This is a genomic window from Agrobacterium sp. 10MFCol1.1 (assembly GCF_000381165.1).
GTDB lineage: Bacteria > Pseudomonadota > Alphaproteobacteria > Rhizobiales > Rhizobiaceae > Agrobacterium > Agrobacterium tumefaciens.
The window spans coordinates 630295-649597 of record NZ_KB906073.1 but is presented as its reverse complement, the minus strand read 5'-3'; the positions used below and the strand labels follow the sequence as shown (position 1 = coordinate 649597).

Sequence of the window (19303 nt, the reverse complement as noted above, 5' to 3'; positions counted from 1 at the left end):
GGATGATGATGTCGTTTCATAGTGTGGCTGTCAATCCTCTTGAACGGAGCGCATCCATGCCTTTCACCCGAATATCTTTGCTTGCGGGCAAATCCACCGACTATCTCAAGGCGGTTTCCGACAGTCTCGACCGCGCGCTTGTCGACTGCTTTGACGTTCCGGAAAACGACCGCTTCGCTGCAATCCACCAGCACCAACCGGGCGAACTGATCTTCGACCGAACATATCGCGGCGGCCCTCGGTCGGATGATTTCATTTTCTTTCATATCACCACGGGTAAGACGCGATCGCCGGAAACCAAGGCGCGCTTCTATGCGAGGCTCGTCGAAAATCTGGCGGTGTCGCCCGGTGTGAGGCCGGAGGATGTGATGGTCGCCATCGTCAACTCGACGTTTGATGACTGGTCCTTTGCATCAGGCGTTTCAGCAGGCACACCAGCGGATGGGAGTGGCCGATGACCGATTTTTTCGAGATGCAACCGGCCTGTCCATCCACCATGAGCGTGCGTCGAGCCGGTGACGGAATAGTTGCGGCACCTGAGGGTATCTCCAGCGGGGCCTTCCTCGTCCAGATGCTGTTATCGAGCCGGATCGATGGCGAGATGACGGCAATGCGCGCTTTTGTGCCGCCGGGGGTCGTGACCCATTGGCACAGTCATCCGCGCGGCCAGCTTCTCTTCGTGCTGGATGGCATCGGTCTCGTCCAACGCAACGGTGACGATCCGCGTGAAGTCCGTGCCGGAGATGCGGTGTGGTTTGCGCCCGGCGAAGCCCATTGGCATGGCGCCGCGCCGTCCTGTCCCTTCAGCTATCTCAGCGTCCAGCCGGTCAGGAGTGGAACTGCCGTCCACTGGATGGAACCTGTCAAAAAAGAGGAGAGCACATCATGATCGCCATGCAATACAGCTTCACGCTGCCTGCCGGCTACGACATGGCGATCATAGACCGGCGCATAAGGGAGAAGGGGCCGCTGCTCGATGGCTTTCCACGCCTGCGTTTCAAGGCCTATCTTTCGGCGAGAAAGCAGGATGCCGGCTTCACCAGTGCTGAAAACCTCTACGCGCCGTTCTATCTTTGGGACGAGCCAGAAGGGATAGACAGCTTCCTGTCCGGTCCAGGTTTTGCGGTTCTGACACGGGACTTCGGCTGGCCGTCGGTGCAGACGTGGCTGGTCTGGCACGCCGACCACGTACCTGATCTTACAGCCTCGCGATATGCCACACGGGAGGTCCGGTCCATAGCGCCCCATTCTGATCTGGCCAAGCTGCGCGATACGGCGACCGCGGACGCGCGTTCATCAATCAGGGCCGGCGCGCTCGCGGCCATAGCCGCATTCGATCCAACAAAATGGCTGCTGCTACAGTTCAACCTCTGGCCGACAGTGCCGGCCGTTACTGAAACAATGCAAACCTACACTGTTGGCCACGTCTCATTGGGGTCGGTTCTGCATTTAGCGGAATGATACCTCACGCACCGGCTCAAGGGGTATTGCGTCGTTCCAGCTCTCGTCTATCGCGGTTGCCTTTCTGCCTCACGTAGCGAAATCAGCCGTTTTGTGGATTCGTCCCACAGAATGAGCTTTACGCAGCCCAGGCTGTCGCGAAGGCTGATGCGACCAAGTTTCGCAAGCTCCGGGTAGTCGTGCAGAATCTCTGGCAACCTGTAAAAAGGCACCCTGCTCGACAAATGGTGGACATGGTGCATGCCGATATTGCCGGTGATCCAACGCAGCGGACCCGGAAGATCGTAATACGAGGCGCCATGCATCGCCGCATGGGGAAAAGCCCATTCCGGAGGCTTGGACCAGTGGGTTTCTTCAAACTGGTGCTGGACATAAAACAGCCAGACACCTGCTGACCCGGCAAGCAGCACTATTGGCAGATGAACCAACAGAAAAGGCACGAGCCCTATCGCCCAGATAAGGAGAATGGCCAATACGGCCACACCGGCATTTGTTGCCATTGTCGAAATCCAGGGCAACGCTCCAGACCGCATCATGCCAAACGGTAGCCTTTGTTTGAACAGAAACAGGAAAGCAGGACCGATGCCGAACATCACCAGCGGATGCCTGTACAAGCGATAACCGAGTTTTCCGCGTGGGGAGAGTGCACGATATTCGGTCACGGTCAGAGTTGTAATGTCGCCAACCCCTCGCTCATCGAGATTGCCGGCTGACGCATGGTGTTCCGCATGCGCGCGGCGCCAATAGTCGTAGGGCGTCAGCGTCAGGATACCGATTGCGCGACCCGTCCAGTCATCCCATCGACGGCGCCCGAAAAAAGAGCCGTGTCCGCAATCGTGTTGCAGTATGAAGAGCCTCAACAGGAATCCGGCTGCGGGGATCACCAGAAGCAGGCCAAGCCAGTAACCAAAATGAATCGATACCGACGCTGCTGCCCAAAGGAATACAAAGGGAACAAGCGTCACGGCAAGTTCGTACAGGCTGCGGCCCGTCCGGGGTTTGCGATAATTCGAAAGTATTTTAAGCAGGGCCTTTTCACTCGCGCCGCCAGGTAATTGGGCTGTTAACGTCGCGGTCATGGTTGATAGCAATCCTTCTGGTCGCCTGCATTTCGAAAAAAGTGTCCACCGCGCTGGCGGTCATTTTCTGGAATAGCCCGATCTCGAGCCAACACGCGTCGCCGCGGCGGTTCCGTGCTCTGCTCGGCGCGGGCATTCACTGTTTTGTTCATAAATGTTCGAGCTGTAAGCTCGCTCCTGAAATCTGAAACGGTTAATTAAGTCGATCTGCTCGGCGAGGATCTCGCACAACTCTGCGCGGCTGGAACCTGTTCTGTCTAACTGTACCGGCGCTGTTTGCACAGAGGGGCAGGGTGACCTCAAATTGACTGAAGGGTACTAGAATTTAATCGGCACTGGCATTCTCTCGCAGGAGCACAGCTCGACTCGGCAACTAAAATCGCTGAAAAGTTGGAGTGGTGAGCGGGTCTCGGCAACAGGATGGCAATTACTCGTTCAAATACGAGCAATATGCTCGAGGCAACAGACCCTTACCGCAGCATTGTGGCTGTATCGCGCCCGACATGTAAGGTTTCTTGCGATGTATCAGATCGCAGCATCAGGGGTCGTCGACTGGCAGGAGAGTGCCCCTTATGCCAGCAGCCCGCGCATGATCAGTTCGAGATGAATCTTCAGAACGACCTGCTTGTCCAGACTGCGCCGATCGTCGAAAATCAACCGGAAAACCAATGTTCCGACTATGGGTGACATGACGACCTTGGCCAGTTCGGTGGGGTTGGCTCTAAACCTTTTTTTCGCCACGCCCTCTTCGAGGATCGTATTGATCCGCTCGAATACCGGCGCCATCACGACGTCATGGTGCTGGTCGATGAGATCGGGGAATTTTGCTCCTTCCGCAACGATGAAGCGAAACAGTTCCCGCATCTTTCTATTGTCGACAAGGGCGTCGAACAGGAATTCAAGAAGCATCCGAAGCTCCTCGACGGGATCATCGGACGTGCGTGCATAGGCCTTGAATGCCTCCTGAAAAGGTGCCGAGGCATGCCTGATCATCGCCTCGAAAAGAGCCTCCTTGGTTTCGAAATAGACGTAGACCGTGCCTTTCGTCACTCCCACCCGCTCGGCAATGTCCTCCACCCGCGTGGCCGTAAATCCTCTCTTGGTGAATTCCTCGAATGCGGCGTCGAGAATTTCCAACGGACGTTGTATCTTCTGTTCTGCGCGTGTCAGTTTTGCTTTTGCCATAACCCCGGATCCCTACGTATTCTTTCGGCACTTGCCTTTTTACCCGTCGCAATCGGCGGAAATGACAGGTGGTTTGCCTATAGCACCGGCGTAAAAACCGGAATCGATTTTTACAAGACGTGGTGCGTGGTTCAATATGTCAGCACATCCCCCGATGCGTCCGAGAGGACGCGCCGGGCAATTCGGAATGATCATTCGGGGAGCCAGGTTTGATGTCCGGACGGTTCCCGATCGGCGACACAAGAATTTCATTGACTATTCAGTCAGTCAAATATTATAGGGTGAGGCGAAGATCAAGAGGTCACCATGAAAAGCATTCTTTTAGCAATGGCGGTCGGCGGCATTTTCGCCCTGTCGTCCTGCAGCAACGAAGAGCCGCCTGCTGAAAAGCCGTTGCGTGTCGTCGATGTGGTTGCGGCAGCGAAAAAGCCCGTCGGCCGCGGCAGCGTCATCACCGGCGAAGTAAGGGCACGGGTCCAGACGGACCTTTCCTTTCGGGTGAGCGGCAAGATCACCGAGCGGCTGGTGGATGTGGGTACCCCGGTAAAGGCCGGGCAATTGCTTGCTCGCATCGACCCGGAAGAGCAAAAGGCGGATATCGACGTTGCGGTGGCCAACCTGCAATCTGCCGAAGCGCAGATGACGCAGGCGCAGCTGGCATTCGATCGCCAGCAAAGTCTTTTCAAGACGCAGGTGACTTCGCGCTCCGCGGTCGACAAGGCGCAGGAAACCCTGCTCACCACACAAGGCGCCGTCAGATCGGCGCAGGCCCAGCTGGATACGGCGCGCGATGCGCTTTCCTACACCGAACTCAGGGCCGATGCGGATGGTGTGATCACCGCGCGCAATGTCGAAGTCGGCCAGGTGGCGCAGGCCGCTCAGCTCGTTTTCACGCTGGCGCATGACGGGCCGCGCGATGCGGTATTTGATGTCTACGAATCCCTGTTCCTCGAGCGCGATATCGACAATCTCGTCAATGTCAGCCTCCTGTCGGATCCCGCCCGCGCTGTCGAGGGACCAGTGCGGGAGATTTCCCCGACGATCGATCCCGACAATGGGACGATCCGGGTCAAGGTTGGCCTGAACGGCGATATGACCATGCCGCTCGGAGCACCGGTATCGGGTCATTTCCGCTTCAAGCAGGTGGAGGCGATTGAGCTTCCCTGGTCGGCAATGGCATCGCAGAACGGCCTTCCCGCCGTCTGGGTGGTCGATGCGCAGTCCTCGGAAATCGCCATGCGCCGGGTTGAGGTCTCCGACTATGAGACGGGTCAATTCGTCGTGGCGGAAGGACTTCTTCCCGGCGATCTCGTCGTGACCAGCGGGACCAAATTTCTCCGCACCGGTGAAAAGGTCGCCTATGAAAAGGGGCAGGCACAATAATGTTCAGGATAAACAGAAGCTTGTTTTTGCTGCTTCCGGCGATTGCGGTCTCGTCCTGCCAGGAAAAGCAGGAAGCGCCCGCTGAGGCGCCGCGCCCGGTGCTCTCCGTTGTCGTAGGGGAGACGCGCGCCGATGCGCTGCGGCTGACCGGCACGGTGGAATCGAGAATTCAGACCGATCTCGGCTTTCGTGTTCTCGGCCGGATCATTGCCCGCAATGTCGATGTGGCCGATCTGGTCAAGAAAGGCGATGTGGTGGCCTCGATCGATCCGCTCGCGCTGGAACTTTCGGTAAAGAGCGCCCAATCCGATCTATCCAACGCCGAAGCGCAACTGGCCAATGCGGTGACGACCGAGCAGCGTCAGCGCGTGCTGGCCGAGGCCCGCAGCGGCACGGAAGCAGCACTTGAAGAGGCCGAGCAGGCCACGCGAACGGCCAATGCCGCCGTCGCCAAAGCCCGTGCAAATCTTGATAAGGCCGAGGAGCAACTGGGCTATACGCAGCTGCACGCGGAATTTGACGGCGTGGTGACTGCGACATCCGGTGAAATTGGCCAGGTCGTCTCTGCCGGACAGACGGTCGTGACCATTGCCCGCCCGGAAGTGCGGGATGTTGTGGTCGATGTTCCGCAATTTGCGGCGCAGCGACTTGATATCGGATCGACCTTCGACATCGCCCTGCAACTGGACCCAAAGATACGCACCACCGGCGTGGTGCGTGAGATTGCCCCAGAAGCCGAAACCGCAACACGCACGCGCCGCACGAAAATCAGTCTTCAGGATGCGCCGCCGACATTCCGGCTCGGCTCGGTCGTCACGGCCTCGGCAATTGCCGCCTCCGAATCGCAGATCATGCTCCCCTCGTCGGCCCTGCTGAAAACCGAAGACGGTTGGAGTGTCTGGATCGTCAATACCGATACGGCCACGGTCACGTCGCGCCCGGTCAAAATAGAGGGAGAGCCCGCTGAAGGCGGCAGTGTGCGCATCACCGGCGGCGTCAAGCCCGGCGAACGTGTCGCCAGTGCCGGCGTTCACAAGCTTAAGGATGGTCAAGCCATCAGGATCGATCAGGAGGTCCATCAGTGAAGAAATTCAATCTTTCCGACTGGGCGCTCGAGCACCGTTCGCTCGTCTGGTACTTCATGCTGGTCTTCGTTCTTGCCGGTGTTTTCTCGTATCTCAACCTCGGACGTGAGGAAGATCCGAATTTCACCATCAAGACAATGGTGATCAGCGCGCAATGGCCCGGCGCTTCGGCGGAGGAAGTGGCCAGACAGGTGACCGACAGGATCGAGAAGAAGCTCGAGGAACTCGACAATCTCGACTATCTGCGCAGCCAGACAGTGGCTGGCAAGACGACGATTTTCGTGGAACTCGTGCCGGAAACCAAAGCCAAGAATGTCGAACCCACCTGGGTGCGCGTGCGTAACATGATCGGCGACATCAAGGGCGACTTCCCGTCGGGCGTTGTCGGCCCGTTCTTCAACGACCGTTTCGGCGATGTTTATGGCAATATCTACGCCTTCACCAGCGACGGTCTCAGCCAGCGGCAATTGCGCGATCTGGTGGAAGACGCGCGTGCCAAGGTTCTGACTGTCGATAATATCGGCAAGGTTGATGTCATCGGCGCGCAGGACGAGGCGATCTATCTGGAGTTTTCCACGCGGCAGATCGCAGCGCTGGGCATCGATCAGCAATCGATCATCAAGACGCTGCAAGCCCAGAATGCTGTCACCCAGTCCGGCTTCGTCAATGCCGGGCCGGAACGTGTTGCGCTGCGTGTCAGCGGCCAGTTCACCTCGGAAGACAGCCTTCGCGCCATCAATCTGCGCGTCAACAACCGGTTCTTCCCGCTGACGGAAGTGGCGACGATCCGGCGCGGTTATGTCGATCCGCCGTCTTCGCTGTTCCGCTTTAACGGGCAACCGGCCATCGGTCTTGCCATAGGCATGAAAACCGGTGCGAACCTCGTGCATTTCGGCGAGGAGCTGGATGCACAGATGAAGCGTATCGTGGCGGACCTGCCTGTTGGCGTCGATGTGCACCGCGTGTCCGATCAGCCGGCCGTGGTCGATGAGGCCGTCTCCGGCTTCACTTCGGCGCTGTTCGAGGCAATTGCAATCGTTCTCGTCATCAGCTTCATCAGCCTCGGATTGCGGGCGGGCATGGTGGTTGCGGTCTCCATTCCGCTCGTGCTGGCGATCACCTTCGTCTACATGGAATATACCGGCATTTCGCTGCAACGCATCTCTCTCGGCGCGCTTATCATCGCGCTCGGGCTTCTCGTCGACGATGCTATGATTGCTGTCGAGATGATGGTCGCACGCCTCGAGGTCGGCGACGATCTCAGAAAAGCGGCGACCTATGTTTATACTTCGACCGCATTCCCGATGCTGACCGGTACGCTGGTCACCGTTGCCGGCTTCATTCCCGTCGGCCTCAACAACAGCGCGGCGGGTGAGTTCACGTTCACCCTGTTCGTGGTGATCGCCGTTTCGCTGATCGTGTCGTGGATTGTCGCGGTTGTGTTCACGCCACTGCTTGGCGTGGCGATGCTGCCCAAGACGATGAAATCGCACCATGAGAAGAAGGGCCGTTTTGCCTCTGGCTTTTCCTGGCTTCTAGCCCGGGCGCTGCGCTTTCGCTGGGTAACGATCATCCTCACGGTTGCGTTGTTTGCCCTTTCCGTTGGCGGAATGAGCCTCGTGCAGCAGCAGTTCTTCCCGGCCTCCGACCGTGTGGAACTGATCGTGGACTGGAACCTGCCACAGAACAGCTCGATTGCCGAAACCAACCGGCAGATGGCACAGTTCGAGCAGGAAGCGCTGGCGAAAAACCCTGACATCGACCACTGGACGACCTATGTCGGTGAAGGCGCACCACGTTTCATCCTCTCCTTTGACGTGCAGACGCCTGATGTCACCTTCGGCCAGACGATCATCGTCACCAAGGGGCTTGATGTGCGCGACAAGGTGCGCGCTGAGTTGCAGGACTATCTGAACCGGACGTTTACCGGCACCGACGCCTTCGTGAAATTGCTCGACATCGGCCCTCCGGTCGGAAAGCCGGTGCAATATCGCTTGAGCGGTCCGGATATCCAGCATGTCCGCGAACTCGGCCAGCAGCTGGCGGGCATCGTCGGCGAACATCGGCTGCTGTCCAACATGGTCATGGACTGGAATGAGCCGACGCGGGTGGTCAAGGTCGACGTTTTGCAGGACAAGGCCCGCCAACTGGGCGTGTCTTCGGAAGACATCGCCAATGCCATGAACAGCATTGTCGAGGGTTCCACAGTGACGCAGGTCAGGGATGATATCTACCTCGTCAATGTGGTGGCGCGTGCGCAGCTGGCGGAGCGCGGCTCCATCGAAACATTGCAGAACCTGCAATTGCCAGCCACGAACGGCAAGGCCGTGCCGCTATCGGCAATCGCCAATTTCCGCTACGAGCTGGAACAGCCGACCATCTGGCGTCGCGACAGAATTCCGACAGTCACCGTCAAGGCTGCCATCATCGGCCCGACGCAGCCGGCGACGATCGTGGAGCAGTTGAAGCCGAAACTCGAGGCTTTCGAAAAGTCGCTCCCCGTTGGGTACAAGGTGGAAATAGGTGGCTCGGTGGAATCCAGCGCGGATTCGCAGGCGCCAATCGTAGCCGTGGTGCCTCTGATGCTGTTTGCGATGGCAACGATCCTTATGGTTCAGTTGCAGAGCTTCAGCCGGCTATTTCTTGTCTTTGCCGTTGCCCCGACGGCGCTGATCGGCGTGGTGGCAGCGCTGCTGCTCTCCAACGCGCCGATGGGTTTCGTCGCCATTCTCGGCATATTGGCACTGATCGGTATTCTGATCCGAAACTCGGTCATTCTCGTCGTTCAGATCGAACATCTCAGAAGCGAGGGGGTCTCGGCCTGGCGCGCCGTCATCGAGGCGACCGAGCATCGCATGCGACCGATCATGCTGACGGCTGCGGCGGCAACACTTGCCCTCATCCCCATATCTCGGGAGATATTCTGGGGTCCGATGGCCTATGCCATGATGGGCGGCATCGTGGTTGGCACGGCGCTCACGCTGCTGTTCCTTCCGGCACTCTATGTCGCGTGGTTCCGCATTCCGCGCGAAGATGACAAGCAGGAAGCACAGGAAATCAAGACGTAATTTCCTGTGAGACAGCCACACCCTCGTGATCGCGAGGGTGTGGCGCCAGCAAAGCCACTGTCCCGCTTAAATTCTGCAAATGTGCCCGCCATCGTTGTTCCTTCGGCGCAGATAGTGTTAGGAAGATCGGCTTAGCTGCGGGAGCGGCGCTGTCCTTCAATAGATAAGCGTTTGCTTCTGCGTCGTTGACAGACCAAGGGTGCCGGAGGGTTCAAGGATGGGCGGGTTGTCGGATTGGCTTGCGGACGCAAAGCCGATCAATCGCAAGAATGCCGCAGAAGTGGTGTTCGAAGATATCCGTTCGGCCATCACCTCTGGTCAGCTCGTGGTCGGAACCCGGCTGCCCTCCGAAGCCCATCTGGCGGAAAGATATGGTGTCAGCCGGCCGATCGTGCGCGAGGCGTTGCGATCTCTCCAGACTCTGGGGTTGACGCAGACGCGCACGGGTAGCGGCACCTATGTAATGACCGCCACACCGCCTGCTGAATTGAGTTACGGAGCATATTCCGCCCGTGATCTGATCGAGGCACGCCCCTTCATCGAGGTGCCGGCGGCCGGTTGGGCGGCGCTGCGGCGCACGGATGCCCAACTAGAGACCCTGCTCGAACTCTGCGACAGGATGGAGGCTGAGGAAAGGCCGCATCCGTGGGTGCTGCTGGACGGGCAGTTTCATTGCGCCATTGCGGAAGCCTCGTCCAATGCACTGTTTGCCAAGGTTGTGGCCGATGCGCGCGAGGCTCTTTCCCAACAGTCAGAGATGGTCAACCTGATGGCTGGCCGGCGCGTTGCATCGAATTTGGAGCACCGCCGGATCGTCGAGGCGATCCGGCGGGGTTCATCCCCCGATGCGCGCGAAGCGATGGAGCTTCACCTGGGTCAGGTGAAGCAGGTGGTAACGACCATTATTGGAGAAGATCGGGCTCGACACCCGTAAGCGCGGGTAGGTTGGCGAGGTGGCGGGGGCTCAGTGCCTGATGAAGTTGCTCCTCCGTCAGATAGCCGCGCTCCAGCACCACCTGCGGCACGGTGCGGCCGCTGGCCAGCGCCTCCTTTGCGACGTCAGTTGCTGCATAGTATCCGATCAGCGGGTTAAGCGCGGTTGCGAGACCGATCGATTCCTCCACACGCTGTGCCATGATGGCGGGATTGGCGACGATGCCATCGACACAACGTGCCGCCAAAGTCCGGCAAGCGGCGCTCAGTTGGCTGATGCTCTGGGAAAGGGCACGCACCATGATCGGCTCGAAGGCGTTCAGCTGAAGCTGCCCGGCTTCGGCGGCCATTGTGATGGTGATGTCGTTGCCGATTACCGCATAAGCCACCTGATTGACCATTTCGGGAATGACCGGATTGATCTTGCCCGGCATGATGCTCGACCCTGCCTGAACGGAGGGCAGGGTGATTTCGCCGATGCCGGCGCGTGGGCCGGAAGAGAGCAGGCGAAGGTCGTTGCAGGTTTTTGACAGTTTGACGGCGACACGTTTCAACACGCCAGACAGATGCACAAATGCGCCGGGGTCCTGCGTCGCTTCGATCAGGTCGGCGGCCGTCACCAGCGGGCGTCCGGTCAACCGCGCCAGATGCTGGCAGGCAAGCGCCGCATAACCGCGCGGTGCATTGAGCCCGGTGCCGATGGCGGTGGCGCCGAGATTGATCTCGTGCAGCAGGGCTGCGGATTCGATGAGGCGGGCCTGATCCTCGCCCAGCATCACCACGAAAGTGCGGAACTCCTGACCGAGCGTCATCGGCACGGCATCCTGCAATTGCGTCCGTCCCAGCTTGATGAAGCCGGAAAACTCCTGTGCCTTGCGATCGAACGCGTCTTTCAGCACACCCATCGAAGCCGCGAGATCGTCGATCGCTTCGATCATTCCTACATTGACCGCCGTCGGATAAGCGTCGTTGGTTGACTGGCTGAGATTGACGTGGTCGTTGGGGTGAAGGTGGGCATAATCGCCTTTCGCGTGGCCGAGCAGTTCAAGTGCCCGGTTGGCGATGACCTCGTTGGCGTTCATGTTGGTGGAAGTGCCAGCACCGCCCTGAATTTCATCCACAACGAACTGCTCGTGAAGCGCACCCTCACGAATTTCGCGGCAGGCCTTGACGATTGCTTCCATCCGCTCCCGGTCAAGCAAGCCAAGCTCGTGATTGGCGAGGGCGGCGGCCTCCTTCACATAGGCCAGTCCCCTGACGAGATAGGGGTTGTGGCCGATCGTTACGCCGGTGATCTGAAAGTTCTCCACCGCGCGCGCCGTGTGCACGCCCCAATAAACATCTGCCGGAATTTCCTTCGTTCCGAGCAAATCATGCTCCATGCGCGTCACGCCCACTTTTTCCTCCAATAGCTCAAAGCGTTACATAAATCTGTAAAGCTGTCTTACAGATTTTTCGACCTTAATCCTTCGCCGTAGGAAGGTCAATAATGCTTCGATCCCCTTGACGAACGGCATTCTCTGCAATTATGAGGGCAAAAATCTGTCATGCAGCTTTACAGCGATGCATGAGCTTGCTGGCGCTCTATCCAGCGCCGAGCGTGCCAGTTCCAATTTTGATTTCCGGCGTATCGCCGACTGCAAAGCAAATTCATTGGGAGGAGAAATATCAATGAAATCTGTAAAAACGGCACCTGCCGAACGCGAGGTCTTCACGGAAGAAGACCTCGGATACCACAAGGCACTCAAACCGCGTCAGATCCAGATGATCGCGATTGGTGGCGCAATTGGCACCGGGCTGTTCCTGGGCGCCGGTGGACGGCTGGCGCAGGCCGGTCCGGCGCTGGTGTTCGTTTATGCGCTTTGCGGCTTCTTTGCGTTTCTGGTGCTGCGTGCACTTGGCGAACTTATCATGCATCGCCCGAGTTCCGGCTCGTTCGTGTCCTATGCCCGCGAGTTCTATGGCGAGAAGATGGCTTTCTTTGCCGGCTGGATGTATTGGTTGAACTGGGCAATGACCTCGGTGGCCGATGTGACCGCCGTTGCGCTCTATATGAACTTCTTCAAGCACTACGTCCCCTGGCTGGCGGGCATCGACCAATGGGTGTTTGCACTTACGGCACTTCTGGTCGTGCTGGCGATGAACATGCTGTCGGTGAAGGTTTTTGGCGAGCTTGAGTTCTGGTTCAGCCTGATCAAGGTGCTGGCGCTTGCGATCTTCCTCGTCGTTGGCGTCTATTTCGTCATCTTTGGCACGCCCATTGAAGGGCATGTGACAGGCTTCAGCATTATCACCGACAATGGCGGCTTCTTCCCGAACGGCATTCTTCCCGCCTTCGTCATCATTCAGGGGGTAGTGTTCGCTTACGCCTCGATCGAACTGATCGGCACGGCGGCAGGGGAAACCGAAGACCCGCGCAAAGTCATGCCCCGCGCCATCCGCGCCGTGGTGCTGCGCCTCGTGGTGTTTTATGTCGGCTCGGTATTGCTGTTCACGCTGCTTCTGCCTTATACCGCCTATAAGGCTGGCGAGAGCCCCTTCGTTACCTTCTTCGGTTCCATCGGTGTTCAGGGTGCGGATGTGATCATGAACCTTGTGGTGCTAACCGCCGTGTTGTCTTCGCTCAATGCCGGGCTTTATTCTACCGGCCGTATTCTTCATTCGATGGCGGTCTCCGGATCGGCGCCGGCAGCGCTGGCAAAGATGAACAAGGCTGGCGTGCCCTATGGCGGTATTGCGGTGACCGCCGCCGTCACCGTTCTCGGTGTGGCGCTGAACGCCGTCGTGCCAGCTGCGGCCTTCGAAATTGCACTCAACCTGTCGGCGCTCGGCATCATCTGCGCATGGGCCGTCATCGTGCTCTGCCAGCTCAAACTGTGGCAGCTTTCCAGGCGCGGCGAACTGGCTCGCCCGGATTTCCGCATGTTCGGTGCGCCTTACACTGGCATTCTCACACTCGTCTTCCTGTTCGGCGTGCTGGTGCTGATGGCTTTTGATTACCCTGTCGGCTCGTGGACCATCGCTTCGCTGCTGGTCATCATCCCGGCGCTGGTCATCGGCTGGTATATGCTGCGCGACCGTATCCACCGTCTGGCCGGCGAACGTGCAGGCGCGGGAGCATCGCATTGAGCGGGCATGGTGAAGCTCCACTGGTGGCGGTCATCGCCACCGGTGGTACCATCGCCAGCAGGCGCGGCGCCGATGGCGCCAGCACACCAAGCCTTTCGGGTGAAGACTTGCTTGCACTGGTTCCGCAAATCAACGCGAGGCTGAAGCCGGTCGATCTGATGGCGAAGGATTCCTCCAGCCTGACATTGGCCGACATGCAGCGCATCAGCGATGCGGTAGGCGTGGAGCTCAATGATCCCGCTGTCACCGGTGTCGTCGTTCTGCATGGAACCGATGCGATGGAAGAATCATCGCTGCTCGTGCATTTGCAGCATGCCACCACCAAGCCGGTTGTCTTCACCGGCGCACAGTTTACAGCCGACCATCCGAATGCGGACGGGCCGTCCAATCTGGCCGCGGCCATAGAAACGGCGCTTGATCAGACGAATGCCGAACGCGGCGTGCTTTTATCCTTCGGCGGCAGATGTCTGCCGGCATGGGGGCTGTACAAGCTGAGCGCGGATGCGGCGGATGCGTTCCGCTCTGCGCGGCCGGCGGCCCATGCCGCAGCGCTGGAGCTTGCTGTGCCCCTCGCCGATCTGCGGGTTGATATCGTTGCCATTTATCCCGGTTGTGATGCCGCCCATATCGAGGCGAGCCTGCAGGCCGGTGCGGATGGGATCGTGCTTGCCGCACTTGGCTCCGGCAACGCCAATCCGGGCATCGCTGTGGCCGTGAAGCGCTGTGCCGAGCGAGGCGTTCCTGTCGTCGTCTCCAGCCGGGTCCCGGAAGGACTGCTGGTGGCGAGTTACGGCGGTGGCGGCGGTGGTCACGATCTGGTCGCGGCCGGTGCCATCCATTCGTCAACGCTGCGCCCCGGACAGGCGCGTATACTGCTTGCGGCGCTGATTGCCGCCAACAGCCCGGCGGAAAAGATCGTTTCCGCGTTCAAAGACGGCTCGCTCTCTTAAGCAGCGGCTGCAATGCCCGCATTGGCGAGCATCGAAATTCCTATGGGATTCCTATTTTATTCCATCTGCGGCCGTCTCGAACCTTTATGCGGTTCGGGTGCATTCTTCTGTGCGGGAAGGGATGGTGTTTCTTCCCAGCCAGAAAGAATGAAAAGCGACGTCCCACATGACGGCGCTTTTCTTCCTGTCCGGCTCCTCGGTTAAAAAAGGAGTCCCATCGATGATGGACGTTATTCTGATCGGTGCAGCCACGGTGTTTTTCGCGCTTTGCTTTGCCTATACGCGCGCCTGCGACCGGCTTTAGGCGGAGGTCGAGATGTTATTCGACTATGTTTTGAGCGGTGCCGTCACCGTCTTTATCGCCGCCTACCTCACCTATGCTCTCATTCGCCCCGAACGCTTCTGATCGGGAAGCGGCGGCTATTGAAAGTTCAATACCATGACCCTCAATGGATGGTTTCAGATCCTGCTTTTCTGCGGGATCGTTGTCGCGCTGGTGAAGCCTCTCGGCTTCTATATGGCGCGAGTCTTCAATGGCGAACGCACCCTGCTTTCGCCGGTTCTCGCACCCGTCGAGCGCGGCCTGTATGCCCTTGCCGGGACAAGCGAGCGCGAAGAACAGCACTGGACGACCTATGCGTTTTCCATGCTCCTCTTCAACCTCTTCGGTTTTGCCCTGCTTTACGCCCTGATGCGCTTTCAGGGTATGTTGCCATATAATCCGGAAGGAATGGCAGCAGTCGGGCCGGAACTGTCTTTCAACACGGCAGTCAGCTTCGTCACCAACACCAACTGGCAGAACTATGGTGGCGAAAGCACCATGTCCTATCTGACCCAGATGGCTGGTTTCACCGTGCAGAACTTTGTTTCTGCCGCGACGGGCATGGCGATTGCAATCGGGCTAATCCGCGCCTTCGCGCGCGCTTCCGGCAAGGCCATCGGCAATTTCTGGGTGGATATGGTGCGCTCGACGCTCTACATCCTGCTGCCTGCCTGTATCGTGCTTACCCTGGTTTACGTATGGCTCGGCGTGCCGCAGACGCTTGGCGCTTATGTCGGCGCCCAGACGCTTGAAGGCGCGCGGCAGACGATCGCAGTCGGCCCGGTAGCGTCGCAGCTGGCGATCAAGATGCTCGGCACCAATGGCGGCGGTTTCTTCAATGCCAATTCCGCGCATCCGTTCGAAAACCCTGATGCCATCTCCAACATGATCCAGATGGTGTCGATCTTCGCGATCGGTGCTGCCTTCACCAACGTCTTCGGCCGTATGGTCGGCAACACCCGTCAAGGCTGGGCAATCCTTGCTGCCATGGGTGTTCTGTTCATCGCCGGTGTTGCAGTGACCTATTGGGCGGAAGCAGCCGGAAATCCGCTGATGCACAGCTTCGGCCTTGCCGGAAGCAACATGGAAGGCAAGGAAGCTCGCTTCGGCGTGGCACTCTCGTCGCTCTTTGCGGTCATCACCACCGCTGCCTCCTGCGGTGCGGTCAACGCCATGCATGGTAGCTTCACGGCGCTCGGTGGTCTCATTCCGCTCATCAACATGCAACTGGGTGAGGTAATCGTCGGCGGCGTTGGCGCGGGTTTCTATGGCATTCTTCTCTTCATCATCATCGCCATTTTCGTGGCGGGGCTGATGGTCGGGCGCACGCCGGAGTATCTCGGCAAGAAGATAGAGGCCAAGGAGATGAAGATGGCGGTTCTGGCCATTCTCTGCCTGCCGCTCGCCATGCTGGTTTTCACAGCCACCGCCACAATTCTGCCCTCGGCGGTCGCGTCGGTCGGCACAGCCGGACCGCACGGGTTCTCCGAGATTCTTTATGCCTATACCTCGGCTGCTGCCAACAACGGCTCTGCCTTCGGCGGCCTCACGGGCAACACGACCTGGTACAACATCACGCTTGGTTTTGGCATGTTGATGGGACGTTTTCTGGTGATCATCCCGGCGTTGGCGATTGCCGGCTCGCTGGTTACCAAAAAGACCGTTCCGGCATCAGCCGGCACCTTCCCCACGGACGGCCCGCTCTTCGTCGGTCTGCTCGTCGGCACGATCGTGGTCGTCGGTGGCCTCACCTTCCTGCCGGCCCTGGCGCTTGGTCCGGTCGTGGAACATCTGGTCATGGCCGCCGGCCAGGTATTTTGAGGTGGTGCCATGACGAAGGATACTCCCCGACGTAACCGCACCCTTCCTGTCCGCACTGGCGCTCCTGTTCACGGGAGCGCCGGCCCGGGCGGCTGGTGCGCATCCAATCTCATTCTTGCAATGATGGCGGCTCTGTTCGCCGCCGTCTGCGCTCTCGAAGTTCTCACGGGCTGATCGACCCTCATCGGTCGCCCTGTTTCAAACGCTGGAGTCTCTTCATGAGCCAGTCCAAACAAGCGAGCATCCTTGATTCTCGCATTCTCGTTCTGGCAATTGCCGACGCATTCAAAAAGCTCAATCCGCGCACGCTTGCGCGCAATCCGGTCATGTTCGTCGTGGCAACGGTATCGGTGCTGACAACCGTGCTGTTCGTTCGCGATCTCATCATCGGCAATGCAAATCTCGGCTTTTCCTTCCAGATCAATCTGTGGCTTTGGTTCACCGTTCTCTTCGCCAATTTTGCCGAGGCCGTAGCCGAAGGGCGCGGCAAGGCGCAGGCGGATTCGCTGCGGAAAACCCGCACGGAAACCCAGGCGAAACTTCTGACAGGTGATGATCGTAGCCAATACACGATGGTAGCTGGCGCTGGCCTCAAGGTGAACGATGTCGTTCTCGTCGAGGCTGGCGACATCATTCCGTCCGACGGTGAAGTCATCGAAGGTGTTGCCTCAGTCAATGAAGCGGCAATAACGGGCGAATCCGCCCCTGTTATCCGCGAATCCGGCGGCGATCGCTCGGCCGTCACCGGTGGTACGCAGGTGCTGTCGGACTGGATAAGGGTTCGCATCACCGCTGCTGCCGGCTCCACCTTCCTCGACCGGATGATTTCGCTCGTTGAAGGCGCCGAGCGCCAGAAGACGCCGAACGAAATCGCGCTCAACATTCTGCTTGCGGGCATGACGCTCATCTTCGTTCTGGCCACCGCGACCATTCCGAGCTTTGCGGCCTATGCCGGTGGCTCCATCCCGATCATCGTGCTGGTGGCGCTGTTCGTGACGCTCATCCCGACGACCATCGGCGCTCTCTTGTCGGCGATCGGCATTGCCGGCATGGACAGGCTGGTGCGTTTCAACGTGCTTGCCATGTCCGGCCGCGCGGTGGAAGCCGCCGGCGACGTCGACACGCTGCTGCTCGACAAGACCGGCACGATAACGCTCGGCAACCGCCAGGCAACCGAATTCCGCCCCGTCACCGGTGTTTCCGAACAGGAACTGGCCGATGCGGCGCAGCTTGCATCGCTTGCCGACGAAACGCCGGAAGGCCGTTCCATCGTCGTTCTCGCCAAGGAAAAATACGGCATCCGTGCCCGCGACATGCAGAAACTGCACGCCACTTTCGTGCCCTTCACCGCCCAGACCCGCATGAGCGGTGTGGATTTCGAAGGCTCTTCCATTCGCAAGGGGGCTGTCGATGCCGTTCTTTCCTATGTCGATGGCGGTGTTACGCAGCAAGGCAATACGGCGCTTGCCGTTAAAACCGAAACGGATGTAACGCGCGACATCCGCACGATCGCGGAAGAGATAGCCAAGACAGGCGGCACACCGCTTGCCGTCGTGCGCGACGGTAAGCTGCTCGGCGTCGTGCAGCTGAAGGATATCGTCAAGGGCGGCATTCGCGAGCGTTTCGCCGAACTTCGCCGCATGGGCATCCGCACGGTGATGATCACCGGCGACAATCCCATGACGGCCGCTGCCATCGCGGCGGAAGCAGGGGTGGACGATTTCCTCGCCCAGGCGACCCCGGAAAACAAGCTGGAGCTTATCCGCGAGGAACAGGCCAAGGGCAAGCTCGTCGCCATGTGCGGTGACGGCACGAACGATGCGCCCGCACTGGCGCAGGCCGATGTGGGTGTCGCCATGAACACCGGCACGGTCGCAGCGCGCGAGGCTGGCAACATGGTCGATCTCGACAGCGATCCGACCAAGCTCATCGAAATCGTCGAAATCGGCAAGCAATTGCTGATGACGCGCGGCGCGCTAACCACATTCTCCATCGCCAACGACATCGCCAAATATTTCGCCATCATCCCGGCAATGTTCCTGGCCTTCTATCCGCAGCTTGGCGTGCTGAATGTCATGGGTCTTTCGACACCGCAAAGTGCGATCCTGTCTGCCATCATCTTCAACGCGCTCATCATCATCGCGCTCATCCCGCTCTCGCTGAAGGGCGTCAAATACCGCCCGATCGGGGCCGGGGCGCTGCTGTCGCGCAATCTGGTCATCTATGGTCTGGGCGGCATTATCGTGCCCTTCATCGGCATCAAGGCCATTGACCTCGCCATTACGGCGCTTGGTCTCGCCTGAGGAGTATGGAAATGTTGAAACAGCTACGTCCCGCACTGGTGCTGATCCTTGCCACCACCGCAATCACCGGCCTTGCCTATCCTCTTGGAATGACGGGCCTTGCACAGGCTATCTTTCCCTTCCAGGCAAATGGCAGTCTGATCGAGAAGAATGGGACTGTTGTCGGGTCGCAATTGATAGGGCAGGCCTTCACCGGCGAGAAATATTTCCACGGCAGGCCGTCAGCTGCCGGCGACGGCTACAATGCCGCGTCGTCTTCCGGCTCCAACCTGGGACCGACGAGCGCAAAGCTTATCGACCGGGTGAAGCAGGACTACGAGGCTGCTAAAGCCGAAAATTCGGCAGCCGAGGTTCCCATTGATCTGGTGACGGCATCGGGCAGCGGTCTTGACCCGCATGTGTCGCCTGAGGCCGCCTATTTTCAGGTCTCGCGTGTCGCCAAGGCAAGGGGCATGAACGAAGCGTCACTGCGCGCCGTCGTCGACGCCCATGTGGAGGCGCCTGAATTGGGCTTCATGGGCGAGCCCGTTGTAAATGTGCTGGCTCTCAACATGGCTCTTGACGCAGCCGGCTCATGAACTGAA

Annotated in this window: 18 protein-coding genes; 15 read left to right on the top strand and 3 right to left on the bottom strand. The window is 59.1% G+C overall.

The window, feature by feature from the left end; genetic code table 11:
* The first annotated feature begins 56 nt into the window (after nt 1-56).
* Genes F617_RS0107730 through F617_RS0107720 form a run of 3 tightly spaced genes read left to right on the top strand, consistent with a single transcriptional unit; the run spans nt 57 to nt 1461 of the window.
* Nucleotides 57-458, top strand: coding sequence for a tautomerase family protein (locus F617_RS0107730; RefSeq protein ID WP_019564945.1), 402 nt, complete (start codon nt 57-59; stop codon nt 456-458).
* On the top strand, nt 455-889 hold the full coding sequence (locus F617_RS0107725) for a cupin domain-containing protein (protein WP_019564944.1): 435 nt from the start codon (nt 455-457) through the stop codon (nt 887-889). Before F617_RS0107730 ends, F617_RS0107725 begins: the two co-directional genes overlap by 4 nt.
* A complete protein-coding gene (locus F617_RS0107720) occupies nt 886-1461 on the top strand; it encodes a DUF4865 family protein (RefSeq protein ID WP_019564943.1) in 576 nt (191 codons plus the stop codon). Before F617_RS0107725 ends, F617_RS0107720 begins: the two co-directional genes overlap by 4 nt.
* Before the next feature lie 47 nt (nt 1462-1508).
* Here F617_RS0107720 and F617_RS0107715 read toward each other — a convergent pair whose 3' ends face one another.
* Both F617_RS0107715 and F617_RS0107710 read right to left on the bottom strand, forming a co-directional pair.
* Nucleotides 1509-2540 carry a fatty acid desaturase gene (locus tag F617_RS0107715; RefSeq protein ID WP_026330720.1) on the bottom strand — a complete coding sequence of 344 codons (1032 nt, stop codon included), beginning with the start codon at nt 2538-2540 and terminating at the stop codon, nt 1509-1511.
* Between the two features lie 570 nt (nt 2541-3110).
* Nucleotides 3111-3725, bottom strand: a complete 615-nt coding sequence (locus F617_RS0107710; protein WP_019564940.1) for a TetR/AcrR family transcriptional regulator — start codon at nt 3723-3725, stop codon at nt 3111-3113.
* Between the two features lie 306 nt (nt 3726-4031).
* Here F617_RS0107710 and F617_RS0107705 point away from each other — a divergent pair, with 306 nt between their 5' ends.
* The 4 genes from F617_RS0107705 (at nt 4032) to F617_RS0107690 (ending at nt 10195) form a co-directional block, all read left to right on the top strand.
* Nucleotides 4032-5108: an efflux RND transporter periplasmic adaptor subunit gene (locus F617_RS0107705; RefSeq protein WP_025595357.1), complete on the top strand. Its 1077-nt coding sequence runs from the start codon at nt 4032-4034 to the stop codon at nt 5106-5108.
* Nucleotides 5108-6193, top strand: a complete 1086-nt coding sequence (locus F617_RS0107700; RefSeq protein ID WP_019564938.1) for an efflux RND transporter periplasmic adaptor subunit — start codon at nt 5108-5110, stop codon at nt 6191-6193. Before F617_RS0107705 ends, F617_RS0107700 begins: the two co-directional genes overlap by 1 nt.
* A complete protein-coding gene (locus F617_RS0107695) occupies nt 6190-9261 on the top strand; it encodes an efflux RND transporter permease subunit (protein WP_019564937.1) in 3072 nt (1023 codons plus the stop codon). Before F617_RS0107700 ends, F617_RS0107695 begins: the two co-directional genes overlap by 4 nt.
* A gap of 217 nt (nt 9262-9478) precedes the next feature.
* Nucleotides 9479-10195 carry a FadR/GntR family transcriptional regulator gene (locus tag F617_RS0107690; RefSeq protein ID WP_019564936.1) on the top strand — a complete coding sequence of 239 codons (717 nt, stop codon included), beginning with the start codon at nt 9479-9481 and terminating at the stop codon, nt 10193-10195.
* Here F617_RS0107690 and F617_RS0107685 read toward each other — a convergent pair.
* A complete protein-coding gene (locus F617_RS0107685; protein WP_019564935.1) occupies nt 10164-11576 on the bottom strand; it encodes an aspartate ammonia-lyase in 1413 nt (470 codons plus the stop codon). The two genes, F617_RS0107690 and F617_RS0107685, sit on opposite strands and share 32 nt — an antisense overlap.
* Nucleotides 11577-11865: 289 nt before the next feature.
* On the opposite strand from F617_RS0107685, the gene F617_RS0107680 reads away from it, so the two are divergent.
* The 8 genes from F617_RS0107680 to kdpC all read left to right on the top strand — a co-directional run bounded on the left by F617_RS0107680 (nt 11866) and on the right by kdpC (nt 19297).
* The gene (locus tag F617_RS0107680; protein WP_019564934.1) at nt 11866-13323 is read left to right on the top strand and encodes an amino acid permease; all 1458 of its coding nucleotides are present in this window, start codon (nt 11866-11868) and stop codon (nt 13321-13323) included.
* Complete coding sequence (locus tag F617_RS0107675) at nt 13320-14273, top strand: asparaginase (protein WP_019564933.1); 954 nt, start codon at nt 13320-13322, stop codon at nt 14271-14273. Before F617_RS0107680 ends, F617_RS0107675 begins: the two co-directional genes overlap by 4 nt.
* 166 nt (nt 14274-14439) lie before the next feature.
* Nucleotides 14440-14577 (top strand): hypothetical protein, encoded by a 138-nt coding sequence (locus F617_RS28310; RefSeq protein ID WP_003497749.1) that lies wholly within the window; start codon nt 14440-14442, stop codon nt 14575-14577.
* Between the two features lie 12 nt (nt 14578-14589).
* Entirely contained in the window at nt 14590-14679 is a 90-nt protein-coding gene (gene kdpF, locus F617_RS26925) for a K(+)-transporting ATPase subunit F (RefSeq protein ID WP_003511473.1), read from the top strand.
* Between the two features lie 33 nt (nt 14680-14712).
* A complete protein-coding gene (kdpA, locus tag F617_RS0107660) occupies nt 14713-16416 on the top strand; it encodes a potassium-transporting ATPase subunit KdpA (protein WP_003511472.1) in 1704 nt (567 codons plus the stop codon).
* Nucleotides 16417-16425: 9 nt separating this feature from the next.
* Nucleotides 16426-16590: a hypothetical protein gene (locus F617_RS28665; RefSeq protein ID WP_162995269.1), complete on the top strand. Its 165-nt coding sequence runs from the start codon at nt 16426-16428 to the stop codon at nt 16588-16590.
* A gap of 44 nt (nt 16591-16634) precedes the next feature.
* Nucleotides 16635-18719: a potassium-transporting ATPase subunit KdpB gene (gene kdpB / locus F617_RS0107655; protein WP_019564932.1), complete on the top strand. Its 2085-nt coding sequence runs from the start codon at nt 16635-16637 to the stop codon at nt 18717-18719.
* 11 nt (nt 18720-18730) lie between these two features.
* The gene (kdpC, locus tag F617_RS0107650) at nt 18731-19297 is read left to right on the top strand and encodes a potassium-transporting ATPase subunit KdpC (protein ID WP_025595364.1); all 567 of its coding nucleotides are present in this window, start codon (nt 18731-18733) and stop codon (nt 19295-19297) included.
* The last annotated feature ends 6 nt before the right edge of the window (nt 19298-19303 follow it).

What these genes read in the sequence shown, in the direction of transcription:
- F617_RS0107715 (WP_026330720.1), bottom strand. Translation starts at nt 2,540, where the DNA reads ATGACCGCGACGTTAACAGCCCAATTACCTGGCGGCGCGAGTGAAAAG.
- F617_RS0107680 (WP_019564934.1), top strand. Translation starts at nt 11,866, where the DNA reads ATGAAATCTGTAAAAACGGCACCTGCCGAACGCGAGGTCTTCACGGAA.
- kdpB (WP_019564932.1), top strand. Translation starts at nt 16,635, where the DNA reads ATGAGCCAGTCCAAACAAGCGAGCATCCTTGATTCTCGCATTCTCGTT.
- F617_RS0107705 (WP_025595357.1), top strand. Translation starts at nt 4,032, where the DNA reads ATGAAAAGCATTCTTTTAGCAATGGCGGTCGGCGGCATTTTCGCCCTG.
- kdpA (WP_003511472.1), top strand. Translation starts at nt 14,713, where the DNA reads ATGACCCTCAATGGATGGTTTCAGATCCTGCTTTTCTGCGGGATCGTT.
- F617_RS0107685 (WP_019564935.1), bottom strand. Translation starts at nt 11,576, where the DNA reads ATGGAGCATGATTTGCTCGGAACGAAGGAAATTCCGGCAGATGTTTAT.
- F617_RS0107720 (WP_019564943.1), top strand. Translation starts at nt 886, where the DNA reads ATGATCGCCATGCAATACAGCTTCACGCTGCCTGCCGGCTACGACATG.
- F617_RS28310 (WP_003497749.1), top strand. Translation starts at nt 14,440, where the DNA reads ATGACGGCGCTTTTCTTCCTGTCCGGCTCCTCGGTTAAAAAAGGAGTC.
- F617_RS0107700 (WP_019564938.1), top strand. Translation starts at nt 5,108, where the DNA reads ATGTTCAGGATAAACAGAAGCTTGTTTTTGCTGCTTCCGGCGATTGCG.
- F617_RS0107725 (WP_019564944.1), top strand. Translation starts at nt 455, where the DNA reads ATGACCGATTTTTTCGAGATGCAACCGGCCTGTCCATCCACCATGAGC.
- kdpC (WP_025595364.1), top strand. Translation starts at nt 18,731, where the DNA reads ATGTTGAAACAGCTACGTCCCGCACTGGTGCTGATCCTTGCCACCACC.
- F617_RS0107730 (WP_019564945.1), top strand. Translation starts at nt 57, where the DNA reads ATGCCTTTCACCCGAATATCTTTGCTTGCGGGCAAATCCACCGACTAT.
- kdpF (WP_003511473.1), top strand. Translation starts at nt 14,590, where the DNA reads ATGTTATTCGACTATGTTTTGAGCGGTGCCGTCACCGTCTTTATCGCC.
- F617_RS0107710 (WP_019564940.1), bottom strand. Translation starts at nt 3,725, where the DNA reads ATGGCAAAAGCAAAACTGACACGCGCAGAACAGAAGATACAACGTCCG.
- F617_RS0107690 (WP_019564936.1), top strand. Translation starts at nt 9,479, where the DNA reads ATGGGCGGGTTGTCGGATTGGCTTGCGGACGCAAAGCCGATCAATCGC.
- F617_RS28665 (WP_162995269.1), top strand. Translation starts at nt 16,426, where the DNA reads ATGACGAAGGATACTCCCCGACGTAACCGCACCCTTCCTGTCCGCACT.